The sequence below is a fragment of the Paenibacillus sp. p3-SID1389 genome, assembly GCF_025151705.1.
Classification (GTDB): domain Bacteria; phylum Bacillota; class Bacilli; order Paenibacillales; family Paenibacillaceae; genus Fontibacillus; species Fontibacillus phoenicis.
In genome coordinates this window covers 108,845-125,439 of the sequence record NZ_JALXVO010000007.1, presented here as the reverse complement: position 1 = coordinate 125,439, position 16,595 = coordinate 108,845, and the positions used below count along the sequence as shown (strand labels likewise).

The 16,595-nt window shown below is 53.9% G+C and carries 15 protein-coding genes and 1 pseudogene; 6 read left to right on the top strand and 10 right to left on the bottom strand.

The genetic code is table 11. From position 1 onward, the window contains the following. Positions 1-255, top strand: a pseudogene (locus tag M3G15_RS05015) (transposase); the annotation flags it as partial. A 98-nt stretch (positions 256-353) separates the two neighbouring features. Here M3G15_RS05015 and M3G15_RS05010 read toward each other — a convergent pair. Both M3G15_RS05010 and M3G15_RS05005 read right to left on the bottom strand, forming a co-directional pair. Continuing rightward, positions 354-509 (bottom strand): hypothetical protein, encoded by a 156-nt coding sequence (locus tag M3G15_RS05010; RefSeq protein ID WP_260070252.1) that lies wholly within the window; start codon positions 507-509, stop codon positions 354-356. 285 nt (positions 510-794) lie between these two features. Next, the gene (locus tag M3G15_RS05005; RefSeq protein ID WP_260070251.1) at positions 795-3,836 is read right to left on the bottom strand and encodes a glycoside hydrolase family 2 TIM barrel-domain containing protein; all 3,042 of its coding nucleotides are present in this window, start codon (positions 3,834-3,836) and stop codon (positions 795-797) included. Between the two features lie 114 nt (positions 3,837-3,950). Between M3G15_RS05005 and M3G15_RS05000 the strand changes: the two genes are divergently transcribed. Next, positions 3,951-4,832: an AraC family transcriptional regulator gene (locus tag M3G15_RS05000; RefSeq protein WP_260070250.1), complete on the top strand. Its 882-nt coding sequence runs from the start codon at positions 3,951-3,953 to the stop codon at positions 4,830-4,832. A gap of 26 nt (positions 4,833-4,858) precedes the next feature. On the opposite strand, the gene M3G15_RS04995 is transcribed toward M3G15_RS05000, so the two are convergent. Then, positions 4,859-5,779 (bottom strand): dienelactone hydrolase family protein, encoded by a 921-nt coding sequence (locus tag M3G15_RS04995; protein ID WP_009224327.1) that lies wholly within the window; start codon positions 5,777-5,779, stop codon positions 4,859-4,861. Between the two features lie 170 nt (positions 5,780-5,949). Here M3G15_RS04995 and M3G15_RS04990 point away from each other — a divergent pair, with 170 nt between their 5' ends. The 3 genes from M3G15_RS04990 (at position 5,950) to M3G15_RS04980 (ending at position 10,125) form a co-directional block, all read left to right on the top strand. Next, positions 5,950-6,981, top strand: a complete 1,032-nt coding sequence (locus M3G15_RS04990; protein ID WP_009224328.1) for a LacI family DNA-binding transcriptional regulator — start codon at positions 5,950-5,952, stop codon at positions 6,979-6,981. Positions 6,982-7,207: 226 nt separating this feature from the next. Further along, entirely contained in the window at positions 7,208-8,650 is a 1,443-nt protein-coding gene (locus M3G15_RS04985) for a tagaturonate reductase (RefSeq protein ID WP_009224329.1), read from the top strand. Beyond that, complete coding sequence (locus tag M3G15_RS04980) at positions 8,638-10,125, top strand: UxaA family hydrolase (protein WP_260070249.1); 1,488 nt, start codon at positions 8,638-8,640, stop codon at positions 10,123-10,125. Before M3G15_RS04985 ends, M3G15_RS04980 begins: the two co-directional genes overlap by 13 nt. A 55-nt stretch (positions 10,126-10,180) precedes the next feature. Here the strand turns inward: M3G15_RS04980 and M3G15_RS04975 are convergent, their stop codons facing one another. From M3G15_RS04975 to M3G15_RS04945, 7 genes are all read right to left on the bottom strand, one after another. Continuing rightward, positions 10,181-11,560, bottom strand: a complete 1,380-nt coding sequence (locus M3G15_RS04975) for an MFS transporter (protein ID WP_260070248.1) — start codon at positions 11,558-11,560, stop codon at positions 10,181-10,183. Between the two features lie 13 nt (positions 11,561-11,573). Further along, the gene (locus M3G15_RS04970; protein WP_036644808.1) at positions 11,574-12,200 is read right to left on the bottom strand and encodes a cysteine hydrolase family protein; all 627 of its coding nucleotides are present in this window, start codon (positions 12,198-12,200) and stop codon (positions 11,574-11,576) included. 42 nt (positions 12,201-12,242) lie between these two features. Further along, complete coding sequence (locus M3G15_RS04965; protein ID WP_260070247.1) at positions 12,243-13,277, bottom strand: ABC transporter substrate-binding protein; 1,035 nt, start codon at positions 13,275-13,277, stop codon at positions 12,243-12,245. Between the two features lie 52 nt (positions 13,278-13,329). Next, positions 13,330-14,232, bottom strand: coding sequence for an ABC transporter permease (locus tag M3G15_RS04960; protein WP_397376588.1), 903 nt, complete (start codon positions 14,230-14,232; stop codon positions 13,330-13,332). A 40-nt stretch (positions 14,233-14,272) separates the two neighbouring features. Then, positions 14,273-15,055: an ABC transporter ATP-binding protein gene (locus tag M3G15_RS04955; protein ID WP_016311240.1), complete on the bottom strand. Its 783-nt coding sequence runs from the start codon at positions 15,053-15,055 to the stop codon at positions 14,273-14,275. 123 nt (positions 15,056-15,178) lie between these two features. Further along, a complete protein-coding gene (locus M3G15_RS04950; RefSeq protein WP_260070246.1) occupies positions 15,179-15,559 on the bottom strand; it encodes a DUF2294 domain-containing protein in 381 nt (126 codons plus the stop codon). 206 nt (positions 15,560-15,765) lie between these two features. Then, positions 15,766-15,939 (bottom strand): hypothetical protein, encoded by a 174-nt coding sequence (locus M3G15_RS04945; protein ID WP_157268794.1) that lies wholly within the window; start codon positions 15,937-15,939, stop codon positions 15,766-15,768. 258 nt (positions 15,940-16,197) lie between these two features. On the opposite strand from M3G15_RS04945, the gene M3G15_RS04940 reads away from it, so the two are divergent. After that, on the top strand, positions 16,198-16,539 hold the full coding sequence (locus tag M3G15_RS04940; RefSeq protein ID WP_260070245.1) for a cupin domain-containing protein: 342 nt from the start codon (positions 16,198-16,200) through the stop codon (positions 16,537-16,539). Positions 16,540-16,595 lie beyond the last annotated feature (56 nt).

The following is a 16,595-nucleotide window of genomic DNA, read 5'->3' as shown; positions in this document are numbered from 1 at the left end:
CATCGGATGTATCTGCCCCTACGGAGAGTCGTGAGAGAAGCAAGGGACTCTATCAGGCGCACGTATGTCGCCTTGGGGATAACGCATTTGCAGGCGTATTTGAATGAGTACACCGTCCGCCGTTACCTGCGCATGACCTTTTCCGAGGAAGAAATGCGCCAGGACCTGCTGCAGATGTGCCTGTCCATTCCAGCGATCCCTTACCGCCAGTTAATCGCACATCACCAGAACCCGTCCATTGCAGCTGCAGCTTAATGCAAGGGCTGAACAACAGGCAAGGGATAAATCTGTATTCAAATCTATATTAAAATATGTGCTCGAATCTGTATTTGGATATGTATTGTAATATATATTCATGATACATGTATATAATCTATACCAATTTCTATTACCAAATACATATCCAAATATGCAACCACATCAATATCTACATCTGCACCTTCAACAATATCTATAACTATGCATACATTTATGCCTATGCCTATATCTATATCTATATCCATGTCCATATCTATATCTTGCCTGTGTCTGTGTCTATGTCTATCTTTATCTTTACTTCTAATTCTGTTTCTAATTCTGTTTCTGTTTATGTTTCTACTTCCGTTTGTATTACTCTTTCTTTACTCTTTCAATTTTTGCTTACTGTTACTCTTTCTCTTTCTTCAACACCTGATGCAACGGGATAATCCTTCAAAAGGGGGGATCGGATAGACGACCTACCCCCGTAACCGTAAAAAACCGCTCACCCAGCCACTAGGCCAGGGAACGGTTCTTTACTACGACTGATCCAGTCCCTATTCTTCTTCCTTAAATACCGGCTGGATCGTCAACTCGAAATCGAACGACTTCTCGGCAAAACGGTAAGGCTCTGCCAGCTGCGGGCCGCAGGAGCCGGAACCGGCGCCGCTCATTTGGTAATCGAGCGTGACGATCGTTTCGGGGCGGCGCTTGAGTTCGTACGTATGTTGCGCTGCCGTCAGGTCCTCGGCGGTGTAATGCAAAGCCTGGAACGAGAACGGCTGTGCCGCTGTGAATTTCAGTCCCATGCCTTGAATGGTGGATGCGATTGCCCAATCCGTACCGTAGCGAGAACCGGTTTCCTGCGGCATGACGTAGTTCTCGAACATGTCGTCCACCGACAGCAAATACTTGCCTTTCCGTACGCTCGCCCGTTTGTCGATGTAGCTCTCATGCGGACCGTAGCCGTAATATTCGATCTCCTCGGTCCCCTTCGGCATCGTCAGCTCGAGACCAAAGCGCGGTAAGAAAGGAAGATTCTCGCGCGCTTCGGCATGAACCATCAGTTGGATCTCGCCCGTGACCCCAACCGTCCATACGGCGCTGCCGCGCACGAACGGTTCGAAGGTGTAGCTGGCGAGCGAGAAGTCGACGATGATTTCGACCGAAGCGTCCGGCTTTTGCTCCCAGTGACTCCCGTACACCTTCATCGCGGCATGGTCGAGTCCTGCCGCTTCCCATTCCTTGCGGATGTGCATATCGTTATCCATCGGGGCCCGCCAGATGTTAAACCGGGCCTGACTAGCGAGCAACGGTACGCCGTGCTTCGACACCTGCTGCGGCATCCCTTTCTTCAGGTCAAAGACATGCTCGAAATCAAACCCGCGCACCGTGAGCAAGCCGTCCTGTTCATCCGCCGTCATAAAGGTAGCGTATTCTTCACTTTGCCGTTGCTCTTGGGCAAACGCTGCCTTGGCCCCCGGCAATTCAAATTGATAAAAAGCGATTTCGTACCCTTCCTCCGCCCAAGGTGTGTCCAGCTGCTGCCGGACCGAGCAGGTTAAGGTGAGCGGTCCCGACCCCTCCTGCGCCAGCGTCAGATCATAGGGAAGAGAGAGAATCTCCGTCTCACCCGGTGCGGCGGCTAGCGGGCCTGACCGCCCTTGCTGCAGCACTTCTCCTTCCCGCTCCAGCTTCCAACTGACCGCCAGATGTGACAGGCTGCTAAAATCATAACGGTTCAGCACGCGGAACCGGCCTTGAACCGCATCCTCCGCCTCGATCAGCACCGGCGCAATAACCTGCTTTAATTCCAGCAGCCCAGTGTGCGGCCGGCGATCCGGGAAGACCAAGCCGTCGATACAGAAGTTCCCGTCGTTTGGCTGATCACCGAAATCGCCGCCATACGCATAATAACGTTGTCCGTCCGGCGTCTCCGCGGCAATGCCGTGATCGCACCATTCCCAGACACAGCCGCCCATCAGCTTCGGATAGCGATAAATCACGTTCCAGTAATCCTGCAAATCGCCCGGTCCGTTACCCATGGCATGGCTATACTCGCAGAGGAACAGCGGTTTGGAACTGTTCTCATCGAGCGCATACCGCTCGATCTCCTTTACCGAGGGGTACATACGGCTGTCCATATCAAGGCAGGACGTATCCGAATCGCTGTAATACCGGGGATCCGCTCCTTCGTAATGCACCGGACGTGAGGCATCCCGCGCTTTCATCCACTCCGCCATGGCTATATGGTTGGCCCCATATCCGGATTCATTACCCATGGACCAGATGATGACGGAGGCGTGGTTTTTGTCCCGCTCGACCATGCGAACAGCCCGTTCCACGAACGCTTCCTTCCAATCCGGGTTGTTCGACAGCTTATGGAAGACACCCGCTTCGAGCTCGCCCGTTCTGGTCACGCCATGGCACTCCAGATCCGCTTCATCAATGATGTAAAACCCGTATTCATCACAGAGATCGAGAAACTTCGGGTCATTCGGATAATGCGAGGTCCGGATCGTGTTAATGTTATGCCGCTTCATGAGCTTGAGGTCTGTAATCATATGGTTCACCGGAATCGTCTGCCCCAGCTCCGGATGGGAATCGTGGCGGTTAACCCCTTTCAGCTTCACGGCGCGGCCGTTGATGCGGAAGATGCCGCCTGTGATCTCCACCTTTTTGAAGCCGACCCGAAAGCGCAGCACTTCTTGACCGGCTGTCAAAACCAGCTCGTACAGCCGGGGTTGCTCAGCGTTCCACAGCTGTGGCTGCGGCACGTCCAGCTCAATCGCCCCTTTGCCGTCGATTTGTGCCTCATGACGTCCGATCAGCTTGCCCGCCGGATCCCGCAATTCCGCTTGCACCGTCAGGCTGCCCGTCGTTTCGATCTCCGACCGCAGCTTGCCTTCGGATAGGTCGGAAGGCAGCAGCGGTTGATTAAACACGTCACGGATGTGTGTATTATCTCGGGACAGCAAATAGACATCGCGATAAATTCCGGAAAACCGCCAGACATCCTGGTCCTCCAAATAAGTGCCGTCGCACCATTTCAACACCAGCACGGCGAGACGGTTGCGGCCTGCAACTACAAACGGCGTGAGATCAAACTCCGCCGGAATCCGGCTGCCTTGGCTGTAACCAACGAAATGACCGTTCACCCACAAGTAAAAGCAAGCGTTCACCCCTTCAAATACGATCCGCGTCTGCCTCTTCATCCACGCTTCAGGCAAATTGAAATCCCTTACATATGTACCCGCAGGATTGTCGTCCGGCACAAACGGCGGATCGTAAGGAATCGGATAGTTGACGTTCGTATAATGTAACTGATCATAGCCGTTCGTTTGCCAGCAGGAAGGCACGATCAGATCGTCCCAAGCGCTCACATCCGTTTCCGTCTCAAAGAAATGGTTGTCTACCTCGCGAACGCTGCGATGATAGCGGAATTTCCAGCTTCCGTTTAACGTTTGATAATGCGGTGAGCGCCCGCGTTTTCCCGTTCGGGCTGTCTCGACGCTCCCATACGGAATATAGGAGGCGCGGGCCGGCAGCCGGCCGATGTGCAGACACGATAAATTTTCCCATTCACGGTTCAGTTCCACCTAATTCACACTCCCCAAACGATTTGCTCTCATTATAGAGGTGGGATATAATCGGGCGGAAGCCACAAATCGGACAAACCACCAGACAAAATGGACAAATTGGAGGAACTCCCCATGGACCTGCTTCCGCTCAGAAGTAATTTAACCCCTTCCCGCAACGAGCTTCTGCCGTTATCCGTTTATACGGTTGGTACGGAAATTCAGCCTCCGCTCACGCGGATGAAGGGATTCTCGGCGCATCAGCTGTTCTTGACGATCTCCGGGACAGGGCAGTTTCGCCGGCTTTATGTTAACAAGGACAAATGGGACATTCTTCGCCCCGGCCAATTACTCTACATCCCCGCCGGCTGCGCTCATGAATATATGCCTTACGGGGAGGAGCCCTGGTTCGTCGGGTATGTCACATTGCTGGAAAACTTCGGCGAGGTGCTAAGCCATTGGGGCTTTGGGGATGCACCTCGGCTGCTGCAGCTCTCGGACGTCTCGTTATTTACGGATCTCCTGCTTGCCATCTGGCAGCTGTCCGGCAACGAGCATGACCCTTGGCGAACGACCGAGCTGCTGTATTCGTTGTTTCTAGCCATCCTCAAGGATACGTCAGGCCAAACGAGCGTAGAGGCCGATTCAGGCGTCCCAGTGGTACCGCCCGCCGCTCCCCCCGCCTCATACCGGGCGTCGGTTGTAGATGTTGCGATTCGCTTCCTGCATGACCACTTGAATCGGCCGATCACCATCGCCGGGCTGGCAGGCCACGTCGGCTACTCGCAGAAGCAGCTGACCCGGCTCTTCCGGCAAGCAATGGGGTTAACGCCGCTGCAATACCTTCATCAGATCCGGCTGAAAACAGCCCGGCACCTATTGATGGATCATCCCGACATGACGATCCGTCAAGCCGCGGCTTATGTCGGCTTAGAGCCGGTTTATTTCGCCCGGCTTTACAAGCGCGAGTTCGGCCGGCTGCCGTCGGAGGAGCTTCGCGGAAGGGAACGCGGCTGATGACCGCTCCGGGCGCGAACCCCTTCCTATGGCGCGGAATGCAGCAGATGCTGGGCGATAAATTCTGGCCACGCCGCGCGCATTTCCGCGGTTTCCATATGACCGCCGCCGGTGATGACGGTTTGCCAATGGTTGGGCTTTCCAGCGGCTCCATAGGCTTCACGTAAGCCTTGATCAAGCAGCTGTACCCCTTCAAATGGGCATAACCGGTCGTTGCGGCCAACCAGGCTGAGACGGGGGCGGGGAACGATGAGCTTTTGAATATCGAGGGTCGTAAAATGCTTCAGCAGCCCGGGTACGTAGTAATAAAACCCGTGATGTTCCAGACCGCGCCGCGCAATCAATGTTTCTGCATCAACCTGCCCGCAGAGGTCAACGACGACGCCCACCCGTTCGTCGAGCGCTGCCAGCCACCACGCCATCAGCCCTCCCATGGACATGCCGATCGTGCCGATACGCGAAGGATCGATGTCTTCCCGGGTACACAGATAGTCGATCAGCCGATAATTATCGTAAATCATCATGCCCCATAACGATCGTCCGGTCCACAACATTTCTTTTACAAGCTCGCCTTCGGTCTTGCCGCTGCGCTCATGAAAGCCCCACATATCGATGCTGCATACCGCGCAGCCTAGGCCGGTCAGCACCTTGGCAAAAGACGGTTCTTGAAGATAACCGCTGCTGCGAATCAACTCCTTGCGGCCGTTCCCATAATTTCCGCCGTGGGAGTGATTAAACACGACAAGCGGGTAAGGTCCCTCCCCTTCCTGCGGCTTAGCGAAATATGCCGGTACCGGCTCCAGCCCGTTTAAATCCAGCAGCAAGGTCTCCAGCTCATATCCGTCCAACGCCTCCCGCTTTAATAACCGGGCGGAAACCGGTCTTTCAAAGGACGGCAACTCCCCAAGCGCCTCCCATAGCTTTGATCGCTGCTCCTCAACGTGCATATCCGCTCATCCTCTCCGTTTATTTTACCGATAATTATAGCGCTTACATTTAACTTGGGGCAAATTTTATTTTCACGTGTGCATTGCTTGTTTTTCTTGACTTTTTTAGATATCTGGGAATAGAATGAAAACGTGAAAAACTTGCGAATTCCTGCGGAAGTTGAGGTTCTATGATTACGATTAAAGACATTGCCCGCGTGGCCGGTGTGTCCCACACCACGGTGTCCCGGGCGTTAAACGGGAGCCCGCTGATTAAGCCGGAGACGCGGGCGAAAATCGAAAAAATCGCCGCCGAAATGAATTATGTTCCGAATGTCAGCGCCAAAAGTCTGGTGATGAAGAAGACGTATACGATCGGTTTGTTCTTCTCCAGCATCGATCAAGGCACGTCGGCCAGCTTCCTCGTGGATGCGATTAAGGGCATTCACCATGCGCTGGATGAAAACTACAGTCTTACTGTGCACGGGATCGACGGCATCCGCCATTTGGAGGGCATTTCGCCGCACCGCTTCGATGGTATCCTAGTCATGAGCCAAAGCGATGCCGACAATGCGTTTATTTACCATGTGAAGCAGGCGGGCATCCCGCTCGTTGTCCTAAACCGCTATCTGGACGATCCCGGCATCGTGAACGTCGTTGCCAATGATCGGGAAGGGGTGCGGGAAGCGATCAACTATGCGATCGCCCAAGGCCATCGGCGGCTGGCCATCATGGAAGGCAAAGCAGGCTTTCGGTCTGCGGCTGAACGGAAGCAAGGCTTCCTGGAAAGCTTACTCGCCCATGGTCTTGCCCTTCCCGCTGAATATCAAGTTGCCGGAGATTACAGCATCGACAGCGGGTACCGGATGATGAACGCGCTGCTGGATCTGAAGGAGCCGCCAACGCTGGTGTTTTGCGCGAACGACGATATGGCGATCGGGGCGATGAACGCCTGCTTCGCCCGGGGCGTGAACGTGCCCAATCAGGTGTCGCTGATCGGGTTCGACGATATCGTGTTCGCAGGTTACACGAATCCAGCCTTGACGACCATCCGCAAGCCGGTTGCTGATATCAGCGAACTGGGAACCCGCAAGCTGATCGAGCTGATGCAACCCCCGAGTACAGAATCATCGGATAAGGAACAACCAACAGAACCACCTGGCGAGACCCTGTTCGTCCCAACGACGCTGGTGATCCGTCAGTCCGTGGCCAAGATCTCTTGATTTGAACTGTAGCGCTGAATTATGCTTATCGTCTGCAAGCCGCTATGGGTTGCTTCTGTTAGCCGCTAAGGGTTCGCTTCGTCCCGCACTTCGACAGCTTCTCAAGCTTGTCCTGGTCCTTTCCGGCAAGCCAGGCAGCTCGCCATACTCCAAAATGTTCACGTGTGCAAATACCTAACTTCTCTTAATCTCCTATCAGCATCTAAAACAAGGAGGCGAAAAAACGATGGACACACCGCAATACCCGCTCTTATCCCGAACCTTATTTCCCGATTTGCCTGCCTACCCGGAACGGATGATCCAGTTCGGCGAAGGGAATTTCATGCGTGCCTTTACCGCCTGGCAGGTGCAGCAGATGAACAAGCAAGGCCGGTTTCAAGGCAGCGTGGTGATGATCAAGCCGCAGAGCAGCCCGGTATCCGAACATTATGCGAAGCAGGATCACCTTTACACGGTTCTTATTAACGGGATCGCGGAGCAGCAAGTGGTCAACGAACACGAGATCAATCACTCCGTCAGCCGGCTGATCAGTCCTTACACCGATTATGAGCAATTTCTCGCTCTAGCGGAGCAAGATTCGCTGGAGTTCATCACCTCGAACACTACCGAGGCCGGCATCGCCTACAACCCGGAGGACCGCCTCACGGACGCGCCGCAGCGGAGCTTTCCCGGCAAGCTGACCGCCCTGCTCTACCGCCGCTATCAGCTGGGCAAAGCGGGATTTACGATCATCCCCTGTGAACTGATCGACCGCAACGGCGAGAAGCTGCGCGAGATCGTGCTGCGCTACGCCGCCGAATGGGATCTTGGCGATGGGTTCATTCAATGGCTTGAACGGGAAAACACCTTTTGCTGCAGCCTCGTGGACCGGATCGTCCCCGGATTTCCGCAGCAGAAAGCGGGGCAGCTGGAACAACAGCTTGGCTACCAAGACCGCTTGATGGTGACCGCCGAGCCTTACCTGCTGTGGGTCATCGAAGGCCCGGCCTGGCTGCCTGAACGGCTGCCGCTGTCCGAGGCGGGATTAAACGTCATCTTCACCGAGGACCTGCGTCCGTACCGCGAGCAGAAGGTTCATCTGCTGAACGGCCCCCACACGGCGATGGCCGCGTTGGGCTTACTCGCCGGTCTGACAACGGTCGAGGATGTGATGAACGACGAGGATTTGTCTGTGTTCGTTAGGGAGCTGATGGAGCAGGAGATCGTTCCGATGCTTGATTTGCCCAGATCCGGGCTGTTGTCTTATGCCGAGGCCGTGCGGGAACGCTTTATGAACCCGTTCATCCGACACGAGCTGGCTTCGATCTCGCTAAACAGCATCGCTAAATTCCAGACCCGGCTGCTGCCTGTGCTCCTCCGCTACCAGCGGGAACGGGGCGAGCTGCCGAAGCGGATCACGCTGGCCTTCGCCGCCTTGCTGGTTGGTTATCGGGGCGACCGGCTTGTGCGGAAGGACAGCCCGGAGGTGCTGGCCCTCTTTGATCAGGCGTGGTCGCAGCCCGCTGAAGCGATTCCGGCCCTGTTACGGGAAACGAAGCTGTGGGGAGAAGACTTATCCAGCGTTCCCGAACTGGCCGACACCCTGGAGCAATATGTCCGGAAGCTGGACGCTTTTGGCGCCCGAGCGACATTACAATGGTTGGGAGGCGGCAGCCGATGCGACGATTAATGAAAATGAACCCGCGCGACAACGTAGCGGTGGCTTTGCGGCCAATCGCAGCTGGTGAAGATCTCCAGCTTGACAAGGAGTCCGTTCGAGCGGTGCAGGACATTCCCCAAGGCCATAAAATCGCACTCACCGCCATTCCCGCCGGTTCGTCCGTCACGAAATACGGCTATCCGATTGGCCATGCCATAACCGCGATCGCTCCAGGCGAGTGGGTGCATACGCATAACGTAAAAACGAACCTCGCCGGTGAGGAACAATACGAATATCATCCGAACCTGCACCCGGTCATTTATCCGAAGCGTTCCCTAACCTTTCAGGGATACCGTCGGGCCAACGGTAAAACCGGCATACGCAACGATCTGTACATCGTGCCTACCGTCGGCTGTGTGAACGGGATTGCGGAGCAAATGATCCGCGCCTTTAAAGCGGAGCACCCGGATCTTGGCCCCTTCGACAACATTACCGTGTTGAAGCACCCCTACGGCTGCTCGCAGCTTGGGGAAGATCATCTCATGACGCGCAGCATTCTCGCAGACGCCGTGCTTCACCCCAATGCAGGCGGCGTTCTCGTGTTTGGACTGGGCTGCGAGAATAACGTCGTATCCGAGTTCCGGGAGCGGCTAGGCGATTACGACGAGCAACGCGTCAAATTTCTTGTAGCTCAGGAGGTCGAGGATGAGCTGGAGGCTGGCCTGGCGCTGCTGGAAGAACTGGTTGAGGCGGCGCGCAACGACCGCCGGGAGCCGGTGCCGCTCAGCGAGCTGAACGTTGGGCTTAAGTGCGGCGGCTCGGACGGTTTCTCCGGCATTACGGCCAACCCGCTGCTCGGCGCTTTTTCCGATTTTCTCATTTCGCAGGGCGGCTCTACGATTCTAACAGAAGTTCCCGAGATGTTTGGGGCCGAGCAGATGCTGATGGCCCGCGCGGAGAGTCAAGAGGTGTTCGAGCAAATTGTTGCTCTCATCAACGATTTTAAGCAATATTTCCTGTCCTACGGCGAGCCTGTCTATGAAAATCCCTCGCCCGGCAATAAAGCCGGCGGCATTAGTACGCTGGAGGACAAATCGCTGGGCTGCACGCAAAAAGCCGGGACCGCCCCGGTGGTCGACGTCCTGAAATACGGCGAGAAGCTGCGCAAGAAAGGCCTTAGCCTGCTGCAGGCACCAGGAAATGACCTGGTCGCCTCCTCTGCGCTGGCCGCCGCCGACTGCCAGCTAGTCCTTTTCACGACCGGCCGCGGGACGCCGTTTGGCAGCTTCGTCCCTACCGTCAAGGTCGCCACGAACAACGAACTGTTCGCCCGGAAACAGCACTGGATGGACTTCAACGCCGGGGTCTTGCTGGATACGCCGATGGAAGAAGTGCTGGAGCAGTTTATCCATTACGTTATCGCGGTAGCCAGCGGTCAACCCACCCGGAACGAGCAGAACGAGGTCCGCGAGCTGGCTATTTTCAAAACGGGGGTCACATTGTAAGCGAATCACGCCAAAAAGCCATTGCCCAGACGTTAACGTCCAGGCAATGGCTTTTTTAGGATGGCGATACCGTCTCCTCATGGCGACGACGGTGCCGTGCTTGACGAACGGTAACAAGCAGAAGAACTACGGAACCTAACACCAACGCGAGACAAAGGACGAAAACCATCCGATAACCGTCTGCGCCGGCTATGAACGCGCCGCCTGCCGCAGTACCGAATATCATGCCAAGATTACGCGACAACGCGAGTAAACTGCTGATTAACCCCAAGTGACCAGGATCCACACGGCCCATCACCAGGCTCGTATTGGGCGAAGTGATCATCCCCATGGATGCACCCAGCAAAACAATCAATGTAATTAATAGAAACATCGGATACGAGGAGGAAAGAAAACCTAAAGCAACTAACGTCCCGGACATCGCCAACAATCCGGCCGTCAACAACGGTAAGGAACCGTGCTTGTCCGACAAACTGCCAAATAACGGGGAGGCGACGATCAACGCCAGCGGATAACCCATCATCATCAATCCGGCCATCGCCGGCGGAGTGCTAAGCTCATGGCGAAGAAACACCGGCAATACGAGTTGCGCCGAAAACGCGGCCATATACGTAACGATGGTGATCCAGAGCCCGGTACTCGTCGCAGCATCGCCGAGCAGCTTGAGATCGATGAAGGGGGAGTCGCTGGTGGAGAGACTCCACATCACAAACCCGGCGGCACAACCCGCAAACAACAGCAGCAACACGACCACAGGCAGAGATCCCCATCCCCATTCCGAGCTTAGATGAATCGCTGTGACAAGGCCGGTTAACGAAGTCCCAAACAGCAGAGCTCCGGTTACATCGATGTGCCCTTGCTCCTCCGGCTGATCCTTCGGAATAAACCGCTGGGCCATCATCCAAGCCACTAACGCGGTACCGGCCAGCAGCCAGAAGCATGCCTCCCAAGATATCCATTGAATCAGTACACCGCCCAGGCTGGGGCCGATCATCGAACCGGCGGCCACGAAGGTGCTGATCATCCCTAAGGCTCTCCCTCTCTTTTCAGGAGGAAACAGAGAAACGATCAGCGCCATGTTCGTCGCCTGATACATCGAAGCGCCAAGGCCTTGCACGATACGGAAGGCAATCAGCCAGCCCAGTGACGGGGCAAGCGCGCAGCCAAGCGCCCCTAACGCGAAACCGAGATAACCCAGATTATGCACGGACCGCCGTCCCCGGATATCCCCGAGTTTCCCCATCACCGGCAGGAGTACGGAAATGACCAGCAGATAAGCCGTAACAACCCATTGCGCGGAGGCAAGACCGATCTGATAATCTCTAGCGATATCAACCAGCGCGATGTTGAACATGCCGGCGGAACAGTTAGATAAAAAGGCTCCCGTACAAATGATATATTGAACCAGTGTACGGTATTTGCCGTTCATGCCCATGCCTGCACCTGCTTTACACTTGTGTCATTGTCATTGGGTTCACGGTCGTCTTCCAAGCCCGTTCCCACAAGGAAATCACTTCCCGGGTGTCCGTGACCTCACCGAAATATCCTTCGATATTTTTGATCGTCATTTCATGAGCTTGATTGGAATAAGAGGCGCAAGCATCGCGAAGCAGCACGATGTGATAATCCAGCATAAAACCGTCCCGGGCCGTCGATTCCACGCACACATTGGTGCTGACACCGGTCATGATCAGCGTTTCGATCTTCTGGCTCCGCAGGATCGAATCGAGCCGAGTATTCACAAAAGCGCTGTATCGGTGTTTGTTCACGACAACCTCACCCGGCTCGGGGGCAACTTCGTAGAAATCCGCCCCCCAGGTGCCCTTCCGGCATACCGCCATCGATTTTCCGTTAGATCGTTCTTTCCAAGCTTCGGAATCGGTCGCTTCTTCATGAAAGGTCTGGATAAACATCACCGGTACCCCAAATTCTCTGGCCGCCGCCAGCAAGCGATGTAAATTCGGCATCATGTCGGCCACGGCACCAACGTCATTACCCGCTTGGGCTAAAGCTCCCTCCGGGTGACAGTAATCATTTTGAACATCTACCACCACGATGGCTGTCCGGCTGTTCATTAGCTTCTGCTCTAAATTCACTTCGCTTCACCTTCCCTTTCCTTACTTGGATGAATTAACGAACTGCATGTCGACCAATTGGTCATAGGAGTAATCGCCCGTATAAATCCCGGTTTTGATCAGCACGTCCATGTCTTGTTTCACTGCGGCTTCCGTAATGAACCCATCCCTGCTCCATAGGCTGTCCGCATAGGCGCGGTCAAGGGAGGCCTGAATCGCATCATCGGATAACGTAGGGAACTCGGCTTTCATGTTTTTCATCGCTAGTTCTTTATCCTCTTGAACCACCTTCAGCGCCTCAATAATAGCGTCGGTGAACAACTGCACCGTTTCCGGATCTTTATCGATCGTCGATTGTTTCACGCTGAGCACGGAATAGGAGAAATCGCCGAAGTCATGGAATTTATAAAAGGGTTCGCCCCAGACGTCCTTGGAGATCCCGTCGCTAATTTGCGGCTCCGCCCCATTGCCGATATCTGCCGCTCCCTGCTGCACCATCGTCACGACCGTCGAGGCATCCGCCGGCTCAAGCAGAGTGACATCTTTCTCCGGATCCAGTCCCAAGTAGATCAGCAAATAACGGATCAGCAAATTAGGAGTACCGCCATGACGTCCGGCGTTGATCTTCTTCCCCTTAAAGAACTCCTTCAAATCCGCCTCTGAACTGCCGGCCGGAGCCAGCCCCTTCTTGGCTACCAAGTATACGTTGGCTCGGTTAACGACGTTGACGATCGACACGATGGGATCGGAATTTTTCTTGTTTGCCAGCGCATTGGACTCCGTTCCACCGATGACGCCCCATGCGTCCCCGCTAACCACCGCCGTGACGTGAGCGCCGCCGGCAGCCTGAATCACTTCTACATCCAATCCCCGTTTCTTAAAGTAACCTTCCCGTTGAGCCAAATAGAGCGGAAGATATCCCGTGGAATGAACCGGTTCGGCGATGACGATCTTTTTGAGCTCTGTGCTCCCCTCTGCCGCTTCCTCCGTTGGCTCGCTTTTCCCTCCGCATCCTGCAAGTAAGCTGCCCGTCAAAGCCAATCCCAATAATAACGGTAACAGTCTGCTCTTTCTCATCCAACTTCCCCCTCATGAACATTTTCTTTCCGGTTGACTGACAGGTTTCCCGCTACTTGACGCCGAAACCTTTGGACAACCCTCTTTCCAAGAGTACAACTCCCCAATACATAGCCATGGATAGCACAGACAAAACCACTACGCCAACCCACACGAGATTGATGTCAAGAATCGTCCCCGCATACATGATCATGCGTCCAACGCCTTGGCTGGAGGCGATGAATTCACCGACGATGGCCCCGGCAAGCGCCAGAGCAATGTTGATACGCAAGCTGCTGATGATCCAAGGCATCGACCATGGAATGACGACTTTGGTAAACACCTGCCAGCGTTTGGCCCCAAGCGAATACATCAGCTTCTCCATGTCCGGGTCCACGCTCTTCACCCCGCTGTAGGCGGACAAGGCAGATACCACAACCGTCATGGAAAAAGCCAGCGCCACTTTGGAGAAGAAGCCGATTCCCAGCAAAATGACGAGGACAGGCGCAAGAGCCAGCTTGGGCATCGCGTTTAATATAATCAAGTAAGGTTCGCTAATGCCGGCATAGCTCCGTGACCACCAGAAGGACAAGCCCAACAAAGCTCCGCATAATGTGCCGAACACAAAGCCCAGCACGGTTGAGCCTGCTGTATAGGCGATATCCCCCAGCAGCCCGCCCTCTGCCACTTGCAGCCAGGTCGTTTGCCATATCGCGCTCGGGCTGCTCCAATAATAAGAATCCAGCCAACCGATCCGGGTAAACACCTCCCAGATGATGAACAGCAGAACCCCTACGGCCACCCTTCCCCAGCCGATTCTGCGGGCTTTCTTCCGCTCCGCTGCCTCCTCGTCATAAATCAGCGGTGCTGAATTTGAGGCAGACGGGGGCTTCAGCTTTTTTTCGGCTACCGTTACCGCCGCATCGGTGGATAGAGAATGGATCACAAAGGTCGATTTACGCACAGTTTCTTCCACACTTCATCCCTCCTAGATCGTTATTTTTTTATCCAAACGGTCAAAGCGCGAGTTCTTCCTCCGCATGTCCCGCCGATAACTGGTCAAGCAAGAGATGTTTCAGTTCCATAAAATCCGGGGACGTCATATCCTCCGTTTTGCGCGGGCGCTCCATCGTGACCGTGATTTTCGTTTTGACCCGGCCCGGCCGCGAAGAGAAGACATAAATATCGTCTGACAAGTAAATTGCTTCATCGATGTCGTGGGTGACGAACAACACCGTTTTTCCAAAGTCGGTCCAAATTTGCAACAGCCAATTTTGCATCGTTAGCCGGGTCTGTGCATCAAGCGCGCCAAACGGCTCGTCCAGTAAGATGATGTCGCGGTCGTAAAGCAACGTTCTCAGCAGCGCAGCCCGTTGCCGCATACCTCCCGACAATTCCTTGGGATAATGCTTATCAAAACCTTTGAGTCCATACTTCTCCATCAGGGGCAAAGCTCGATCCACCGCTTCCTTTCTAGGGACGCCGCGAATTTCCATCCCCAGAATGATGTTGTCTAGAATCGTCCGCCACGGCAGCAACATATCCTTTTGCAGCATGTAACCGACATATCCCGTCTTCCCCACGATATTCTCCCCGTCCGCAAGCACCTCTCCGGTAGAGGGTGGAATGAGTCCGGCAATGATGTTGAACAAGGTAGACTTGCCGCAACCGCTTGGGCCAATGATGCTGACAAACCTTCCCGCTTCAATCTTCAGGCTCGTTTCTTGCATGGCCGGGATATCTCGGCCGTTCCGGCGAAACCATTTACTAACTCCGTTAATCTCGATTTTGGGTTGCATGCTCCACGCCTCCACTCCTTGAAATTTTCATTTTTTGATATAAAAAAATCGCCAGTCAAAACCCATAGCGCCTCCTAACAATAGCGCTGCGAGTCCAAACTGACGATTGGTCGGCTCTTTCGATTAGCGAAGTTCCGACGACTCCTTCAGATAATCCTCCACGTCGCGATCCAAGACAACGATCGTACCGGAAAATTCGGTCTCTGCATCGTAATCTTTGAGTACGGCGACGATATTCAGTTGAAATTGCCGTTCGAGGGCTGCCTTAATCTCCCGCTTGAACACCTGAAACAACAAGTAATCCAGCTGCCTCGTGGATTGAGGATAAGCCTCATCCAATAGCTTTAAGACAGGCACTCGCCCGTTCAAAGAAATAATCACAATTTTGTTGCCGACGAAATCTACTTTTTGCTGTTTTACACCCACGTTAAAGATTTGCTTATTTATCGCGTTGTAAATCCTCAAAATGTCCTGCTTCCATTCGCCAGCGGTTGAGATGGCCATACTCACACCCTCCTTCATGTCAGGTATTCTATCATAACTCTTGGGTGTGATTGATTAAACTATTATTCTTGTGATTAATTATAGGCGTTCAAAAGGGATTGTCAATACATTTACGTCAAAAAAAATAACATCCATCCACTCGGATGTGATGTTATTTTACATGAGAGCTATATTTAAACGTATGGCTTAGGATGAAATGTGTCAAATTACCCGGTGAGCAAAGCTAACCTGTCAATTTGCTGGTACAACCGCTCCGCTTCGTCCGCCAAGCTGGGTTGATTCAGCCGAATTGACATCGCAAGCAGCCGGTCAGCTTTCTGCTTGAGCTGCTTAATCTCCATCATGACCGCTTCTTGATCCATCCCCGGAAAACGTTTCACGAGCGTTACTCCTTTCACCACATTTTCAAAAAACATCCATATCCCCTTTCTCCAATTTACTCCAATTTGCAGTAGTGGCCATTTCACAGAGTTTTGAAATAGGGGCATTTTTTCGCAAACTTGATCTGAATCAAGAAGAAAGGAGCAACTCGATGCTAACATAGGAGACAAGGAGCAGGGATTCCGGCGATCAAGCCGGAGAAACCCCCAGCCAAACGATCCGGTCCACGCGACCGTTACAAGGAGGAAATCATCAAGATGGAAAAATTAGCATTAGCCCAGCTTCAGGACTTCCAAGCGGAGAAATTCACCAAACGGATCGCCTACAAAAAAGGGGAAAGCGTCGTGTTCGTGCTAAACTTTATGCCGGGCCAAGAGCTGCCAACCCACACCCATCCGAATACAGACGTGTTTCTTCTCGCCTTGCAAGGTAACGGGACAATCACGGTGGATGGAGCAACCTCCCCGCTCAATCAAGGTGAAGTCCTGCATTTGGAAGGAACAGAAGCCTTCTCCTACCGGAATGACGGAACCGAGCCTGCCAGCTTGTACGTTTTCTTAACCAAAGTTCCTGCACCAGAGTACGCACAGAACATTTAAGATACGAATTCTAATCGCAAAAAAAACAGACCGAAGGCCGGATTCCCTCCGCCCCG